This window comes from Pantoea vagans (genome assembly GCF_004792415.1).
Classification (GTDB): domain Bacteria; phylum Pseudomonadota; class Gammaproteobacteria; order Enterobacterales; family Enterobacteriaceae; genus Pantoea; species Pantoea vagans.
The window spans coordinates 3,195,341-3,210,588 of sequence record NZ_CP038853.1; the positions used below are offsets into that span (position 1 = coordinate 3,195,341).

Sequence of the window (15,248 nt, forward strand, 5' to 3'; positions counted from 1 at the left end):
TTCAGCTCCGTCCGGCAATCAGCGAGACCGCCTGTAAATAGGCCTGCAGTGCAGGTGCTACGTCGTCCACCGCCACCGACTCCGCCGGATGGTGGCTGATGCCGCGATGGTTACGCACAAATAACATGCCGACCGGCCAGCGTTCAGCGATGGCGATAGCGTCGTGTCCGGCACCGCTCGGCAGCGACAGACTGCGACCCTGCACCGTTTCAACCGCATGGCTCAGCGCCTGTTGCAGCGCAGAGTCACAGGCGGTGGCACCGATGCGATAATATTCGTTCGACTCGAAGCGAAGTCCACGGCGCAGCGCAATCGCCTCTGCCTGGGTTAACAGGCTGGAGAGCAGCGTCTCCAGCGGATTATCCAGCGGACCGCGTACGTCGAGTGACAGCGACACCTCGCCGGGGATGACATTCACCGCACCCGGCGCACAGTTAATCGTACCGACGGTAGCGACCAGCTGCGGGTCCTGCTCACGCGTCGTCTGCTCAATAAACACCATCCACTCGGCAGCGGCGGCCAGCGCATCTTTGCGGTGCGTCATCGGCACCGTGCCCGCATGGCCGGCTTCGCCGGTAAAACGGCAGTTGAGGCGGCGCGCACCGTTGATCGCCGTGACCACGCCCAGCGCCAGATCCTCCTGCTCCAGACAGGGGCCCTGCTCAATGTGCAGCTCAAGATATCCGACGATATCCTCGACCCGCCGTGCAGCCGCCTTGATCTGGTCGCTGTCGAGCCCGACGTCGGCCATCGCCTGCGCCACGGTGATGCCGTTGCCGTCAGGATGGGTCACCCAGCTTTGCGGCCAGCTGCCGGTAATACCGCGACTGCCGAGCAGCGTAATGCCAAAACGGGTGCCCTCTTCGTCGCCGAAGCCAATCACCTCAATCGCCAGCGGCAGACGGCACTGATGTTCGTTAAGCCACTGCACGGTTTCAATGGCGCTGAGTACGCCCAGCATCCCGTCGTAGCGCCCGGCGTTGCGTACCGTGTCCAGATGCGAGCCGAGCAGCAGCGCAGGCGCACCCGCTTCTGCCGCCTCGTAGCGCCCACAGATATTGCCGACTTCATCCTGCCACACCTGCATTCCCGCCGCCTGCATCCACTCACCGACGCAGGCGTTAGCGCGCAGATGTTCTGGCGAGAGGTAGACACGGGTCAGTCCCTCAGCCGTTTCGCTGATCGCGGCCAGCGTATCGCAGCGCGCCATCACGCGCTGTGCCGCGACCTGGGCTTCGCTGGCGCTCATCATCATGCGTGGCTCCCGTAGTGATCCCACGCGGCCTGCGCGGCGGCACCCTGCGGCGTGCGGTAGCCGACGTAGGTCAGCACCGTTTCCAGTGCCGATAGGGTCTGCATCACGCAATCTTTGCGCGCGTTGTAGCCCATGGTGCCGATGCGCCAGACCTTGCCATGCAGCGGACCAAATGAGGTGCCAATCTCAATGCCAAAATCTTCCAGCATCAGCTTGCGCACCTGATCGCCATTCACGCCGGACGGGATCATCACGCCCAGCACGTTGTTCATTTTGTTTTTCAGGTCGCCAAAGGTCTCCAGCCCCATCCCCTGAATGCCTTTCAGCATCGCTTCACCATGCAGTTTGTGGCGGGCGATGCCGTTATCCAGCCCCTCCTGCAGGATCAGACGAGCACATTCGCGCGCGCCAAACAGCGCACTGGTCGCTTCGGTGTGATGGTTGAGCCGCTCCGGGCCCCAGTAATCCATGATCATGCCGAGATCAAAATAGTTGGAGTAGATCATCTCCTCTTCGCCATCCTGATGCGCTTCGGTGCGGATCCCCTGCTCTACGCATTTGCGTTTGCGGATCACGGCTTCCATCTCTGCGCTCAGGGTGACCGGCGAGGTGCCCGATGGCCCGCCCAGACATTTCTGCATCCCCGCCGACACGGCATCGAGGCCCCAGGCGTCCGTTTCCAGCGCGTTACCCGCCAGCGACGCGGTCGCATCGGTATAGAACAGCACCCCATACTGTTTGCAGATTGCGCCCAGCTGCTCCAGTGGTTGCAGCATGGTCGTCGAGGTGTCGCCCTGCACGGTCAGCAACAGACGCGGTCGCACTTTTTTAATCGCATCTTCAATCTGGTCCGGGGTAAAGACTTCGCCCCACGGCACTTCAATGGTGTGCACGTCCGCACGACAGCGGCGGGCAATTTCGCACAGCAGATGACCGAAGCGGCCAAACACCGGTACCAGCACTTTGTCACCAGGGCGAATAGACGACAGCAGAATCGCTTCGATACCGGCACGAGAGGTGCCATCAATCAGCAGCGTCCAGCGGTTTTCGGTGCGGAACACGCCGCGATAGAGCGCCATCACTTCGTTCATGTAGTGGGTCATCGCAGGATCGTACTGACCCAGCAGCTGACTCGACATGGCGCGCAGCACACGGGGATCGGCGTTGATCGGCCCCGGCCCCATCAGCAAACGCTGTGGCGGATTGAGTTGCGGGAATTGTGTTATATCCATCATCATTTCCTTTTCTAAAACTCAGAGACGAACCGAAGAGATAAACTGTTTCAGCTCCGGCGTCTGCGGCTGGGCGAACAGCGTTTTACTGTCGCCCTGCTCCCAGACGCGCCCCTGATGCATAAAGACCACACGATCGCCCACGTCGCGGGCGAAGTTCATTTCATGGGTGACGAGGATCAGCGTCATGCCCTCTGCCGCCAGCTGCTCCAGAACCTTGAGCACTTCGCCCACCAGTTCAGGATCGAGCGCGGAAGTGATCTCATCACAGAGTAAAACTTTCGGCGTCATCGCCAGCGCACGGGCGATCGCCACGCGCTGCTGCTGACCGCCGGAGAGGCTGGCAGGATAGTAGTTAAGGCGTTCGCCCAGTCCGACCTTCTCCAGCATCTGTGCCGCCAGCGCCCGGCACTCGGCCTCGCTTTTCTTCAGCACGCGGCGCGGTGCCAGCATGACGTTCTCCAGCGCTGTCATGTGCGGGAACAGGTTGAAGCTCTGAAACACCATTCCGACCGAGCGGCTGATTTCACGCGCCTGCGAATCGCGGTCGGTGATCGTCATTCCGCCCAGCTTGATGCTGCCCTCCTGATAGCCTTCCAGCCCATTCATGCAGCGCAGCAGCGTGCTTTTACCCGATCCGCTACGACCGATGATCGAGATCACCTCGCCCATGTCGATATCCAGATCCACGCCTTTCAACACATGGTTGTCGCCGTAATATTTTTGCACCTGATTAATGGTGATGAGCGGCATTGAATTTTTTCTCCAGATACTGGCTGTAGCGAGACAGCGGATAACACATCAGGAAGTAGCCCAGCGCCACCAGCCCAAAGACTTTAAACGGCTGATATGTGACGTTGTTGAGAATGGTGCCCGCCTTGGTCAGCTCGATGAAGCCGATAATCGACGCCAGCGCGGTGCCCTTGATCACCTGCACGGCGAATCCCACTGTCGGGGCGATACCGATGCGGATCGCCTGCGGTGCCACCACCCGCCACAGCGTCTGACCAAAGGTCAGGCCGAGGCAGCGCGACGCTTCCCACTGCCCTTTCGGCAGGGCGCGGATGCTGCCGTACCAGATGTCCACCAGAAAGGCGCTGGTGTAGAAGGTCAGCGCCAGTGAGGCGGCGGTCCAGGGGGCGACATCAATGCCAAACAGGCCGACGCCGAAAAATGCCAGGAACAGCTGCATCAGCAGCGGCGTGCCCTGAAACAGCGCGGTGTAACCGCGTATCAGGCGCGTCAGCCACTTACGCTGCAGCAGCCGCATAAACAGCAGCGGCAGCGTCACCAGCGTGCCGCCGACAAAGGCCACCAGCGACAGCAACAGGGTCCAGCGCGCCGCCAGCAGCAGGTTGCGCAGGATGTCCCAGTCGGTAAAGGTCGTCATCATGATGGCTGCACTCCAAACCATTTACGGCCAATCGCCAGCAGCAGATGGCGCATCGCAATCGACAACGCCAGGTAGATCAGCGTGGTCACCAGATAGACCTCAAAACTTAAGAAGGTGCGCGACTGGATCAGGTTGGCAGCGAAGGTCAGCTCTTCATAGGAGACCTGCGACACCACCGACGAGCCCAGCATCACGATGATGCACTGACTCACCAGCGCCGGATAAATGCGCTGCAGCGCAGGCGGCAGCACGACCCGCAGAAAAGTCTGGCTGCGGGTTAATCCCAGCACCCGTCCCGCTTCCCACTGCCCTTTGGGCGTCACCTGAATCCCGGCGCGGATAATCTCGGTGCTGTAGGCGCCAAGGTTAATCAGCATCGCCAGCAGTGCCGCCTCACCCGCAGTGAGTTTCAGCCCCAGCGCAGGCAGACCGAAAACGATAAAGAACAGTTGCACCACAAACGGCGTATTGCGGATCAGCTCGACATAGATGCCCCACAGACGGCTCATCCAGCTCGGTTTGCCGCTGCGCAGCGCCGCGCCCGCAATGCCGAGCGCCACGCCACCGGTGGTCGCCAGCACCGTCAGCTGGATGGTGACCCACAGACCGGAGAGCAGCTCCGGCCAGTAGGGCCAAAGGGCGGGAAAGTTAAGTTGCCCGATCATGAATCCGTCCTCAGGCGCCGAGGTTCGCAGGCAGCGGTGCTTTCAGCCACTCTTCTGAGAGTTTATTCAGCGTGCCGTCTTTAATGCCCTGCTCAATCAGCTCATTCACTTTCGCTTTCAGTGCAGGCTCATCTTTTTTCAGGCCGATATAGCAGGGTGAATCTTTCAGCATAAACTGCGCCACAGGCGCTTTGGCCGGATTCTGGCGCGCAATCGCGGCGACGACCAGGTTACCGGTTGCGACATACTGCACCTGACCGGAGAGATACGCAGACAACGTGGTGTTGTTATCTTCATAGCGTTTCACCTGCGCATCTTTCGGGGCCACTTCACTCAGCACCATATCTTCTACCGCACCGCGCGTGACGCCAATCGACTTGCCGCTCAGAGCCGACGCCGCTTTGATTTCATCGCCCTTCGGACCGAAGACGCCCAGGAAGAACGGCGCATAGGCACGGGTGAAGTCGATCACTTTCTCACGCTCGGCGTTTTTACCCATGCTGGAGATAACCAGATCGACCTTGTCGGTTTGCAGATAAGGCACGCGGTTGGCACTGCTGACCGGCACCAGCTGCAACTTAAGTTTCATCTGCTTCGCCAGATATTTCGCCGTGTCGATGTCATATCCCTGCGGCTGCAGGTCAGTGCCGACCGAGCCAAACGGCGGAAAATCCTGCGGCACGGCAACGCGGATGACGCCGCGCTTCTGGATATCCTGCAGTTGATCGGCCAGCGCGCTGCCCGTTTGTGCCATCAGTAATGCCGCTGTCGCAACCGCCATCAAAACTTTTTTCATTATGCACCCCGGTGAGATTAACGTGAAACAAAAGATTCTTTGACAAGCAATCTGCAACTAATGTGCCAATCCGGGCGGCAACAGAAAAAGGGTTAAGCGGCAGAGAGTTCAGTGGAAATCCGGCATAATCGGGGCAATCACGCCGGGGAAGTGGTGTTCTGAAATGGGGCAAAGCACCAAAACGGTGCCTGTTATCGGTGCTCCAGCTCGTCAAATTGCTGGTAAAGGTCGGCGATCTGATGAATACGCTGACGTCCCTGTGCCAGCGTTTCATGCAGCAGCGCATTGGCGATCAGGTTAACCAGGCTCATGGCGGCACTGTAACTGTCGAAGGCGGAAACGCTGTCGAGCGGCGTACAGAGCTGCCAGCGCGCCAGCGCAATCACCGTCTGCGCCTGCGGCTCACACAGCGCCAGCAGCGGGATGCCACCCGCCTGCAGCTGCTGCATCAACGGGCGGATGATGCGCGGACGGCGACGAAACGCCATCACGATTACCATGTCATCCGGCGTGATATCCACCAGCTCCTCAGCCAGCGTCTGGCCCGGCTGCGGCAGGATATGCACCTGCGAACGCGCCTGCACCAGCTGCTGTCGCAGATGCAGCGCTACCGGATAAGCGTTGCGCATGCCGATGATAAAGACACGTTTAGCCTGCGCCAGCTGCTGAATCACCTCATTAAAGTGTCGGGCATCCAGGCTGTTTACCCACTGCGTCAGATTAGCCATCTCCTGCTTGTAATGACGTGCCAGCAGCGTATTGCCCTGCACCGCATCACGGTTATCGGTCAGCGGCATGCCGCTCTGGCGCAGGATGCGAAGCTCATCACGCATATCCTTGTACTTCTCATAGCCCAGACGCTTAAACAGTCGACTGACCGTGGCTTTCGACACGCCACTGAGCCGCGCCAGCTCGGCGCTGTTGTAGCTGATCAGGTCATCGAAGTGGTCAAACACGAAGTCGGCAATACGCTGCTCCTGCGGAGAGAGCTGGGGATAGTGACTTCTGAGTCGTTCATCAAGCTGTTTCATAAGGCGTCCTGTAACTTTTGTTTCAGCAGAAGCTAGCACAATTTACGCCAGGTTAAGCGGCGCATTGTCAGCTGAGCATGAAAACTGGAACAGCTCTTGCTTTGTTATGGGTTCTGTCACCCAAAGAACGAGAAAAAGATGATTCAAAGCAATATGGCCCCGCAGGGGATGGCGGTGACGCCACACCATCTGGCGAGTGAAAGTGCGCTCGCGGTGCTGCGCGATGGCGGTAATGCCATTGAAGCGATGGTGGCTGCTGCCGCAACTATCGCCGTAGTCTATCCGCACATGAACGGACTGGGCGGCGATGGCTTCTGGCTGATTCTGCCGCCTGGCGGCGATCCGGTCGCTATCGACGCCAGCGGCACAGCCGGTTCACTGGCTCACCGCGATTTTTACGCCGATTACCCGAAGATCCCACATCGCGGGCCGAAAGCGGCGCTGACGGTGGCCGGTACGGTCAGCGGCTGGCAGGAGGCACTGACGCTCTCTGCAGAGATGGGCACCCCGCCACTGCAGCTGGCCCGTCTGCTGCGGGATGCGATTCGCTACGCCGCCGACGGGATTCCGGTGACCGCCTCACAGACCGCCGCGACCACGAACTTTCTCAGTGAGTTGCAGCATCAGCCCGGCTTCAGCGCCCATTTTATGCCGGACGGCGATGTGCCGCAGCCAGGCAGCCGTTTTACCCAGCCCGCGCTGGCGAATACCCTAAGCCAGCTCACCGAAGAGGGACTCGACAGCTTTTATCGCGGCCCGCTGGCTCACCACATGGCCGGTGAGATGGCGACGCTGGGCATGCCGGTGACGCTGGCCGATCTGCAGCATCATCGCGCCCGTCGCACAACGCCGCTGCATCTCGCCCACAGTGAAGGCGACATCTGGAATATCGCTCCGCCGACCCAGGGCGTCGTGTCGCTGGCGATCCTCGGCATCACCGATCGGCTTGAGATGGCGGAGGCTGACGACGCGCAGACGGTGCACCGCATCGTGGAAGCCACCAAAAAAGCCTTTGCGCTACGCGACAAACACATCACCGATCCGCGTCACGTCACCGAAGATGTGCAGGCGCTGCTGGATAGCGATCATCTCGATACGCTCGCCAGCCAGATCGCCGATGGTGAGGCCGCCGCCTGGGGCAGCGGACGCGGACCGGGCGATACGGTCTGGATGGGCGTAATGGACAGCAGCGGTCTGGCTGTTTCCTTTATTCAGAGCATTTACCACGAGTTTGGCAGCGGTGTGGTGCTGCCTGGCACGGGCATCACCTGGCAGAACCGGGGCGCTGCGTTCAGCCTCGACCCTGACCATCTGCTGGCGCTCGCGCCCGGTAAGCAGCCGTTCCATACCCTCAATCCCGCCGCCGCGCGGCTGAAAGATGGCCGGACAATGGTGTATGGCGCGATGGGCGGAGATGGGCAGCCGCAGACTCAGGCGGCAATTTTCACCCGCCATGTCATTCAGGGGCTGCCGTTACAGCAGGCGGTCAGTGCACCGCGCTGGCTGCTGGGCCGGACCTGGGGGCAATCGTCCGACTCATTAAAACTGGAAGGCCGCTTTGACGACGAAACGGTATTGATGCTGCGCCTGTGGGGACATGAGGTTGAACGACTGCCGGACTTCAGCGAATCCGTAGGCCATGCGGGCGCGATTGTGCGTCACAGCAATGGCATGTTTGAGGGCGCAAGCGATCCGCGCAGTAATGGCAGCGCCGCCGGTTTTTAACAGGAGCGAATCATGAATCAACACGACTGGGCCAGCTACATCGGCCATATGGAGCAGATCCTGCAACTGGAACTGGATGACGCCCGCCGCGCTGAACTGCTGATCCAGCTGTCGCGTATCGCGGAGATGGCCGCGCCGCTGATGGCGTTTCCGCTGGATGACCGGCTGGAAGTGGCAGGAGTATATCAGGCATGAGATTAGGTGATGTTTCAATTCAGACGCTGCAACGGGCGATTCAGCAGGGTGAGATCAGCGCACTGGAGGTGGCGAAGCACACGCTGCAGGCGGTTGAGCAGCACAACCCGGCGCTGAATGCCTGGACGGAAGTCACCGGGCCACGCATGTTAAAAGAGGCCAGCGCCATTGATGCGCAGCGGCAGCGCGGCGAAACGCTGCCACCGCTGGCGGGCATTCCTTATGCGGTGAAAAATCTGTTTGATGTGGCGGGTCACAGCACGCTGGCCGGTGCCAGCCTGTTCCGCGATCGCCCTGCGGCACAGGCAGATGCGTTTGCCGTTGATAAGCTGCGTCATGCCGGTGCGCTGCTGTCGGGTATGCTGAACATGGATGCCTACGCTTATGGTTTTACTACCGAAAACAGCCACTATGGTGCGACCCACAATCCGCGCGATCTCAGCCGCGTGGCGGGCGGCTCGTCAGGCGGTTCGGCTGCCGCCGTGGCCGCCGGGCTGGTTCACTTTTCGCTGGGGACCGACACCAATGGATCGATTCGGGTGCCCGCGTCGCTGTGCGGTATTTTTGGTCTTAAGCCCACCTTTGGCCGCCTGTCACGCAGCGGCAGCCATCCGTTTGTCGCCAGCCTTGACCACATCGGTCCACTGGCACGGCGGGCTGAAGACCTGGCGCTGGTATATGATCTGTTGCAGGGCGCAGACCACGCCGATGCGTTTCAGGCCGATCGTCCGCTTGCCGCGACGCTGCCAGAGCTGTCACGGGGCAGCGAAGGCTTACGCTGCGGCGTGCTGGGCGGCTTTTTTGCCCGCTGGTGTGATGATGACGCGCGCGCTGCCGTCGCGGTGGTTGCGGCAGCGCTGGAGGCACAGGAAGAGGTGCTGATGCCGGAGGCAGAGCTGGCTCGTTCAGCCGCGTTTATCATGACTGCTGCAGAAGGCGGCAATCACTATCTGCCCGCCCTGCGCCAGATGCCGGAGCAGTTTGAACCGAACTCACGCGAGCGTTTGCTGGCCGGGGCCATGATGCCAGGCGCCTGGTATGTGCAGGCGCAGCGCTTCCGTCGTCATTTCCAGCAGCAGGTGTTACCGCTGTTTGATCATTTCGATGTGCTGATCGCCCCGGCAACCCCCTGCAGCGCGATCACGATCGGCCAGCAGACGCTGTCGATTCAGGGTGAATCCCTGCCCGCTAAAGCGAGCATGGGGATGCTGACGCAGCCGATCTCCTTCCTGGGATTGCCGGTCTGTACCGTGCCGCTGGCGACCCGGAGCGGCCTGCCGATTGGCTTACAGCTTATCGCCCGTCCGTTTAACGAAGAGGCAGTGCTACGCGCCGCCTGGGCACTGGAACAGCAGGGCATTACGATACCGCAAATCAATATGGCAGGAGCCTGATGAACAGAGAGATTAATTTACCGCAGGTGCTCAGCGAGGTGACGGCGCAGTTTTACCGCTACGAGCAGGCGCTGGTCAGCAATGATGTGGACGAACTGGATGCGTTGTTCTGGCACGACCCGCGAACCGTGCGCCTCGGCGCGGGTGAGAATCTGTATGGCATTGATGAGATTCGGGCCTTCCGTGCCGCGCGTCCGTCAGCCGGGCTGGACCGGACGCTGCGCAACACCGTGATTACCACCTTTGGTGAGGATTATGCGGTCTGCAGCACCGAATTTACCCGCACCGGCAGCGATAAAATTGGCCGCCAGCAGCAGACCTGGGTGCGCATGCCCCACGGCTGGTGCATCGTGGCGGCGCAGGTCAGTCTGATGAGCTGACGGCCTCCGGCGCTTCGCCCAATCAGTACGGGGCAAGCGCCGGACCCGGCTTACGGAGCCGGGTGCGTGGTGATCCAGTGGTCAGCGATCTGCTGACGGGTACAAATCCAGACGTCATCGTGCTGCTGAATGTGATCGAGGAAGTTCTGCAGCGCGCGGAATTTGCCAGGACGCCCCAGCAGGCGGCAATGCATGCCGATCGACATCATCTTCGGCGCGGTTTCCCCCTCTTCATACAGCACATCGAAGGTGTCCCGCAGATAGGTGAAGAACTGTTCGGCGGTGTTAAACCCCTGCGGCGAGGCAAAGCGCATGTCATTGCACTCCAGGGTGTAAGGAATAATCAGGTGCGGTTTCACCGTGCCATCCTGACAGGTGACCTGGGTCCAGAACGGCAGATCGTCGCCGTAGTAGTCACTGTCGTAGCTGAAACCACCCTGCTCCACCACCAGCCGGCGGGTATTCGGGCTGTCGCGGCCGGTGTACCAGCCGGTCGGTGCTTTACCAAACAGATCCACCAGCACATCAACCGCCTGCTGCATATGCTGACGTTCGGTTTTTGCATCCATGCCCTGATAGTGGATCCAGCGCCAGCCGTGGCTGACCACATCGTAGTCCGCCTGTTTAATCGCCTCGACGACTTCCGGGTGACGCGCCAGCGCCATCGCCACACCAAAGACGGTTAGCGGCAGACCGCGCTTCTGAAACTCATTGTGAATGCGCCAGAAACCGGCGCGGGAGCCATATTCATACAGCGACTCCATCGACATGTGACGATCGGCATAGCTCGCTGCACCGATGATGTCCGAAAGGAATTGCTCTGAGCCCGCATCGCCGTGCAGCACGCTGTTTTCTGCGCCCTCTTCATAGTTCAGAACAAACTGCACCGCCACGCGGGCGTTGTTGGGCCAGGCGGCGTGCGGCGGATTAGCGCCATAACCGATTAAATCGCGCGGATAGTTTTTGTTAAAGCTGTACTCTTTCTTCTCTGCAGCGTCAGTCATCACTCGCTTCCTGTCTGAATTCGGGAAAGTTCCGTTAGTTTAGATGCTGAAACGCACCTGAGAGAGGTTTCTGCAAAGGCCAGGCCAGATCGCCATGTTTGCTGGTGCCAAAGCCCAGCGCCACCAGCGACTCCACCATTTTCACCGCCGCGCTGACGCCGTCGATCACCGGCAGGCCCAGCTCCTGGGTCAGTGAAGCAGCCAGCGTGGCCATTCCGCCACAGCCCAGCACAATCGCCCCGCTGCCATCTTCCCGTTTCGCCTGAATACAGCGTTCACGCACTTTCTCCTGCGCCAGGCCGCTGCCATCTTCCAGCGCCAGGACCGGCAGATCGATGGCGTGTAACGCGGCACAGTGATGGGTAAAGCCATACTGCTGCAGCAGATGACGTGCAATCACCAGGGTGCGTGGCAGCGTGGTAACAATGGAGAAACGCGTCGCCAGCAGCGTGGCGGTATGCATCGCCGCTTCCGCAATGCCGATCACCGGTCCGCTGGCCAGCTCGCGTGCCGCCAGCAGACCCGGATCGCCAAAGCAGGCGATGACATGGCCGCTGACGCCCTGCTCCCTGCCGAGTTTGATCTGCTCCAGCACGCCGATGGCGGCGATCGCCTCATCGAAGTGGCCTTCAATCGAGGGCACGCCCTGCGACGGTGAGACCGCCAGAATTTCGGTGCCCGGTGCGGCGACCGCACGGGCGGCCTGGCCGATGGTTTCAGTCATCGCCAGGCTGGTGTTGGGATTAATGACCTGAATCACGCTCATGAGGCAACTCCAGAGCCTGCGGCAAACAGCCGGGAGAAGTCGGGCAGGGTTTCTCCGCTGCGCTCAAAATGCAGGCTGGAAACGATGTGCTCAAAGTGATGCTGTAGCGCCTGCGTCAGCGGTTCCAGCGCACGCGCGCGCAGTAACTTCAGCAGATTCGCGTGATCGTCACAGCGGCAGCCGCGCTGCCACGGCGCGCCATAAGCGGCAATCACCAGCGACGAGCGCTGCGTCAGGCTGGTCACCATGCCGGTGAGCACCTGATTGCCGGAGATCGCCTGTAGCTGGATATGAAATGCCGCAGAGAGCCGGATCGCTGCCGGACCATCCTGATCGGCAAGGGCCTGATTCTCCTGCGCGATGAGCTGCTCCAGCGCCACCAGATGAGGCGGCTGCAGATGCGCCAGTACCGCGGACAGATTAGCGCACTCCATCAAACTGCGGGTGGAGAAGATGTCCCGCGCTTCTTCAACACCGGGTGTCGCCACCTGCGCACCACGTTTGGGCGTCAGCGTCACCATCTGCACCGCCGCGAGGCGCTGCAACACTTTGCGGATGCCGGTGCGGCTCACGCCAAATACTCCGGAAAGGGCCTCTTCCGGCAATTTACTGCCCGGCGGCAGCTGATGCTCAACAATGGCGTTCATTAGCGCCTGGTAGATCCCTTCATCCTTATCCTGCAGCCTAGTGGCGTCTCGCTGGCCTGTTTTACTCGTCATTACCTGCTCCGGTCGCTCGCTGTGTGCCACTATCGTATACGTGAAAATTAAAAATTGTATACAAGAAAAGAGATCTGGCCTGAATCCTGCACTACCGTTTTACCAGATTATTCATTTCACTCTCGGGTAAAGGAGCAGGTTTCATGCCAAATCAATCAACGGTGGCCAGCACGGCCTCTGAAGCCAGTGCCCGTTACAGCCCACGGCTCTGTAACGAAGACCTGGCACCGACACGCGATCAGAACTGGTCGTGGTACAACATTTTTTCCTTCTGGATGTCCGATGTGCACAGCATGGGTGGCTATGTGGTGGCCGCCAGCTTCTTCACGCTGGGATTAGCCAGCTGGCAGGTGCTGCTCTGTCTGCTGGCCGGGATCTGCATCGTGCAGATCTGTGCGAATCTGGTGGCGAAACCGAGCCAGATGGCTGGCGTACCTTATGCGGTGATTTGCCGCCAGGCATTTGGCGTGTTTGGCGCCAATATTCCGGCAGTGATCCGCGGGCTGATCGCGTTCGCGTGGTATGGCATCCAGACCTACCTGGCGGCGAACGCCCTGATGCTGGTGCTGCTGAAGTTCGCGCCGTCGCTGACGTCGATGACCGTACCGCACTGGCTGGGTCTGTCGCTGCTGGGCTGGTGCTGTTTCGGGGTAATGTGGTTACTGCAGGCGATGGTGTTCTGGCACGGCATGAACGCGATTAAACGCTTTATCGACGTTGCAGGTCCGGCCGTCTATGTGGTGATGGTGGCGCTGGCGGGCTGGATTGTATACAAGACCGGCTTCGATGGGATCTCCTTTACCCTTGCCAGCAAATCACTGACTGCAGGTGAGCAGACGTGGCAGATGATTACGGCCACGGCGCTGGTGGTCTCCTACTTCTCCGGTCCATTGCTGAACTTCGGTGACTTTTCACGCTACGGCAAAAACATGTCCGAGATTCGCCGTGGCAACCGCTGGGGCCTGCCTTTCAACTTCCTGCTGTTCTCTGTGGTGACGGTGGTGATTGTGTCAGGCACGCAGTCGCTGTTTGGCAAGATGATTACCGATCCGATTGAAACCGTGAGTATGGTCGGCAACGATCTGGCGGTGGCGATTGGCCTGCTGACCATGATTACTGCCACCATCGGCATCAATATCGTGGCGAACTTCGTTTCACCTGCTTTTGACTTCTCCAACTGTTCACCGCAGAAAATCAGCTTCCGCACCGGGGGCATGATCGCTGCCGTGGGTTCCGTGCTGTTAACGCCGTGGAACCTGTTCCAGTCCCCTGAGCTGATTCATTACACGCTGGATGTGCTGGGATCGTTCATCGGACCACTGTTCGGCATTCTGCTGACCGATTTCTACCTGATTAAACGTGGACGTATCTCGGTCGATGACCTGTTTAACGATACGCCAGCAGGCCGTTACTGGTATCGCGGAGGCTTTAACCCCAAAGCGATTGGCGCGCTGCTGCCGTCGGTAGCGATTTGCCTGGTGATTAGCTTTATCCCTTCCCTGCATCAGGTGGCGAACTTCAGCTGGTTTATTGGTGCCGGTCTGGCGGCAGGCTGCTATCGCTTTATCGCCCGTGAAGATCGCAAGACGGAGGATGTGACCCGCTGGCATAGCGAAGGAATGGCGCAGAAGAAGCAAGCCGCCGCTGAATAGCAGACAGCAAAAAGCCGATTCATTTCTGAATCGGCTTTTTTAAAGAGATTGGCGGAACGGACGGGGCTCGAACCCGCGACCCCCTGCGTGACAGGCAGGTATTCTAACCAACTGAACTACCGCTCCGCGCTTTGTTCCCCGTCGGGAACGAGGCGCATAGTAATGGCAGGCCGTTACGGCGTCAACGCTTTTTCCAGGTGAATGAATCGTTTGCTGTTTTTTTCAGCTTGACGCTGATTTTATCCACAAAAACAGGCCCTTCAGCCGCGCCACAGGCAGCTGCCGCCTTTTTTCATGACCAGATCCAGACGGGACTCATGAGCAACAACCTCTTCTTCGCTGGCCGTCACCACACGCAGTGCAGAAGCGGGACGCACGATGCGCTGAATGCTCTCTCCCTGTGCCTGCCGGGCGCTTTCACTCTCCGATAAGAAGGAGAGTGACGTCTGCCCGCCGGTCATGGTCAGGAACACTTCAGCCAGAATCTCGGCATCGAGTAGTGCGCCGTGCAGGGTTCGTTTGGTGTTGTCTATTTCGTAACGCGAGCAGAGCGCATCAAGGCTGTTACGCTTGCCGGGAAACATTCGACGCGCCAGTGCCAGGCTGTCGGTAATTTTGCAGAAGGTTTCGGTTTTCTCAATGCCGCGGTTCAGCTTTGAAAATTCGTAATCCATAAAGCCGATATCAAACGGCGCGTTATGGATGACTAACTCGGCACCGCGAATGTAGTCGAGAAACTCATCGGCGATTTCGCTGAAGGCGGGCTTGTCGGCCAGGAACTCATCGGCAATACCGTGGACGCCAAAGGCTTCGGGATCGACCAGCCGATCGGGCTTGAGATACATATGGAAATTGTTACCGGTCAGGCGACGGTTAATCACCTCTACCGCACCAATCTCAATGATGCGGTGCCCCTCATAATGTACCCCGATCATGTTCATGCCGGTGGTTTCAGTATCGAGAACGATCTGGCGGTTATTTGCAGTGCTCATAAGACCCGTTTTATGTCAGACTTGGCGCTTTTGAGAGGAAGTCTACCAG

The 15,248-nt window shown here is 59.6% G+C and carries 16 protein-coding genes and 1 tRNA gene; 5 read left to right on the forward strand and 12 right to left on the reverse strand.

Translation table 11 applies throughout. The annotated features are described in order from the left end of the window. Position 1: 1 nt before the first annotated feature. The 7 genes from hpxK to hpxU all read right to left on the reverse strand — a co-directional run bounded on the left by hpxK (position 2) and on the right by hpxU (position 6,372). A complete protein-coding gene (hpxK, locus tag EGO56_RS15165; protein WP_135909993.1) occupies positions 2 to 1,255 on the reverse strand; it encodes an allantoate amidohydrolase in 1,254 nt (417 codons plus the stop codon). Further along, positions 1,252 to 2,487 carry a pyridoxal-phosphate-dependent aminotransferase family protein gene (locus EGO56_RS15170; RefSeq protein WP_061061687.1) on the reverse strand — a complete coding sequence of 412 codons (1,236 nt, stop codon included), beginning with the start codon at positions 2,485 to 2,487 and terminating at the stop codon, positions 1,252 to 1,254. The genes hpxK and EGO56_RS15170 overlap by 4 nt, the downstream gene beginning before the upstream one ends. 21 nt (positions 2,488 to 2,508) lie before the next feature. Further along, on the reverse strand, positions 2,509 to 3,240 hold the full coding sequence (locus EGO56_RS15175; protein ID WP_061061686.1) for an amino acid ABC transporter ATP-binding protein: 732 nt from the start codon (positions 3,238 to 3,240) through the stop codon (positions 2,509 to 2,511). After that, a complete protein-coding gene (locus EGO56_RS15180) occupies positions 3,221 to 3,877 on the reverse strand; it encodes an amino acid ABC transporter permease (protein WP_033731668.1) in 657 nt (218 codons plus the stop codon). The genes EGO56_RS15175 and EGO56_RS15180 overlap by 20 nt, the downstream gene beginning before the upstream one ends. Further along, positions 3,877 to 4,545, reverse strand: a complete 669-nt coding sequence (locus EGO56_RS15185) for an amino acid ABC transporter permease (protein ID WP_013356881.1) — start codon at positions 4,543 to 4,545, stop codon at positions 3,877 to 3,879. Before EGO56_RS15185 ends, EGO56_RS15180 begins: the two co-directional genes overlap by 1 nt. Positions 4,546 to 4,555: 10 nt before the next feature. Continuing rightward, on the reverse strand, positions 4,556 to 5,341 hold the full coding sequence (locus tag EGO56_RS15190) for a transporter substrate-binding domain-containing protein (RefSeq protein WP_033731666.1): 786 nt from the start codon (positions 5,339 to 5,341) through the stop codon (positions 4,556 to 4,558). Positions 5,342 to 5,532: 191 nt separating this feature from the next. Next, on the reverse strand, positions 5,533 to 6,372 hold the full coding sequence (hpxU, locus tag EGO56_RS15195) for a MurR/RpiR family transcriptional regulator HpxU (protein WP_135909995.1): 840 nt from the start codon (positions 6,370 to 6,372) through the stop codon (positions 5,533 to 5,535). Positions 6,373 to 6,510: 138 nt separating this feature from the next. Between hpxU and EGO56_RS15200 the strand changes: the two genes are divergently transcribed. From EGO56_RS15200 to hpxZ, 4 genes are read left to right on the forward strand one after another with little or no spacing between them, the layout of a single operon-like run. Beyond that, positions 6,511 to 8,097 (forward strand): gamma-glutamyltransferase family protein, encoded by a 1,587-nt coding sequence (locus EGO56_RS15200; protein ID WP_135909997.1) that lies wholly within the window; start codon positions 6,511 to 6,513, stop codon positions 8,095 to 8,097. A 12-nt stretch (positions 8,098 to 8,109) separates the two neighbouring features. Beyond that, complete coding sequence (hpxX, locus tag EGO56_RS15205; RefSeq protein ID WP_003852562.1) at positions 8,110 to 8,292, forward strand: oxalurate catabolism protein HpxX; 183 nt, start codon at positions 8,110 to 8,112, stop codon at positions 8,290 to 8,292. Continuing rightward, complete coding sequence (locus EGO56_RS15210; RefSeq protein ID WP_135909999.1) at positions 8,289 to 9,686, forward strand: AtzE family amidohydrolase; 1,398 nt, start codon at positions 8,289 to 8,291, stop codon at positions 9,684 to 9,686. The genes hpxX and EGO56_RS15210 overlap by 4 nt, the downstream gene beginning before the upstream one ends. Continuing rightward, a complete protein-coding gene (gene hpxZ / locus EGO56_RS15215; protein WP_110331408.1) occupies positions 9,686 to 10,066 on the forward strand; it encodes an oxalurate catabolism protein HpxZ in 381 nt (126 codons plus the stop codon). The genes EGO56_RS15210 and hpxZ overlap by 1 nt, the downstream gene beginning before the upstream one ends. A 50-nt stretch (positions 10,067 to 10,116) precedes the next feature. Here the strand turns inward: hpxZ and puuE are convergent, their stop codons facing one another. Genes puuE through EGO56_RS15230 form a run of 3 tightly spaced genes read right to left on the reverse strand, consistent with a single transcriptional unit; the run spans position 10,117 to position 12,555 of the window. Then, entirely contained in the window at positions 10,117 to 11,070 is a 954-nt protein-coding gene (gene puuE, locus EGO56_RS15220; protein WP_013356874.1) for an allantoinase PuuE, read from the reverse strand. Between the two features lie 34 nt (positions 11,071 to 11,104). Then, entirely contained in the window at positions 11,105 to 11,836 is a 732-nt protein-coding gene (gene hpxA, locus EGO56_RS15225; protein ID WP_110331407.1) for an allantoin racemase, read from the reverse strand. Beyond that, the gene (locus EGO56_RS15230) at positions 11,833 to 12,555 is read right to left on the reverse strand and encodes a GntR family transcriptional regulator (RefSeq protein WP_135910000.1); all 723 of its coding nucleotides are present in this window, start codon (positions 12,553 to 12,555) and stop codon (positions 11,833 to 11,835) included. Before EGO56_RS15230 ends, hpxA begins: the two co-directional genes overlap by 4 nt. A 143-nt stretch (positions 12,556 to 12,698) precedes the next feature. Here EGO56_RS15230 and EGO56_RS15235 point away from each other — a divergent pair, with 143 nt between their 5' ends. Continuing rightward, the gene (locus tag EGO56_RS15235; RefSeq protein WP_135910002.1) at positions 12,699 to 14,207 is read left to right on the forward strand and encodes an NCS1 family nucleobase:cation symporter-1; all 1,509 of its coding nucleotides are present in this window, start codon (positions 12,699 to 12,701) and stop codon (positions 14,205 to 14,207) included. Between the two features lie 49 nt (positions 14,208 to 14,256). Here EGO56_RS15235 and EGO56_RS15240 read toward each other — a convergent pair. Then, positions 14,257 to 14,333, reverse strand: a tRNA-Asp gene (locus EGO56_RS15240). A 134-nt stretch (positions 14,334 to 14,467) separates the two neighbouring features. Then, positions 14,468 to 15,199 carry a DNA polymerase III subunit epsilon gene (gene dnaQ, locus EGO56_RS15245; protein WP_013356870.1) on the reverse strand — a complete coding sequence of 244 codons (732 nt, stop codon included), beginning with the start codon at positions 15,197 to 15,199 and terminating at the stop codon, positions 14,468 to 14,470. Between the last annotated feature and the right edge of the window lie 49 nt (positions 15,200 to 15,248).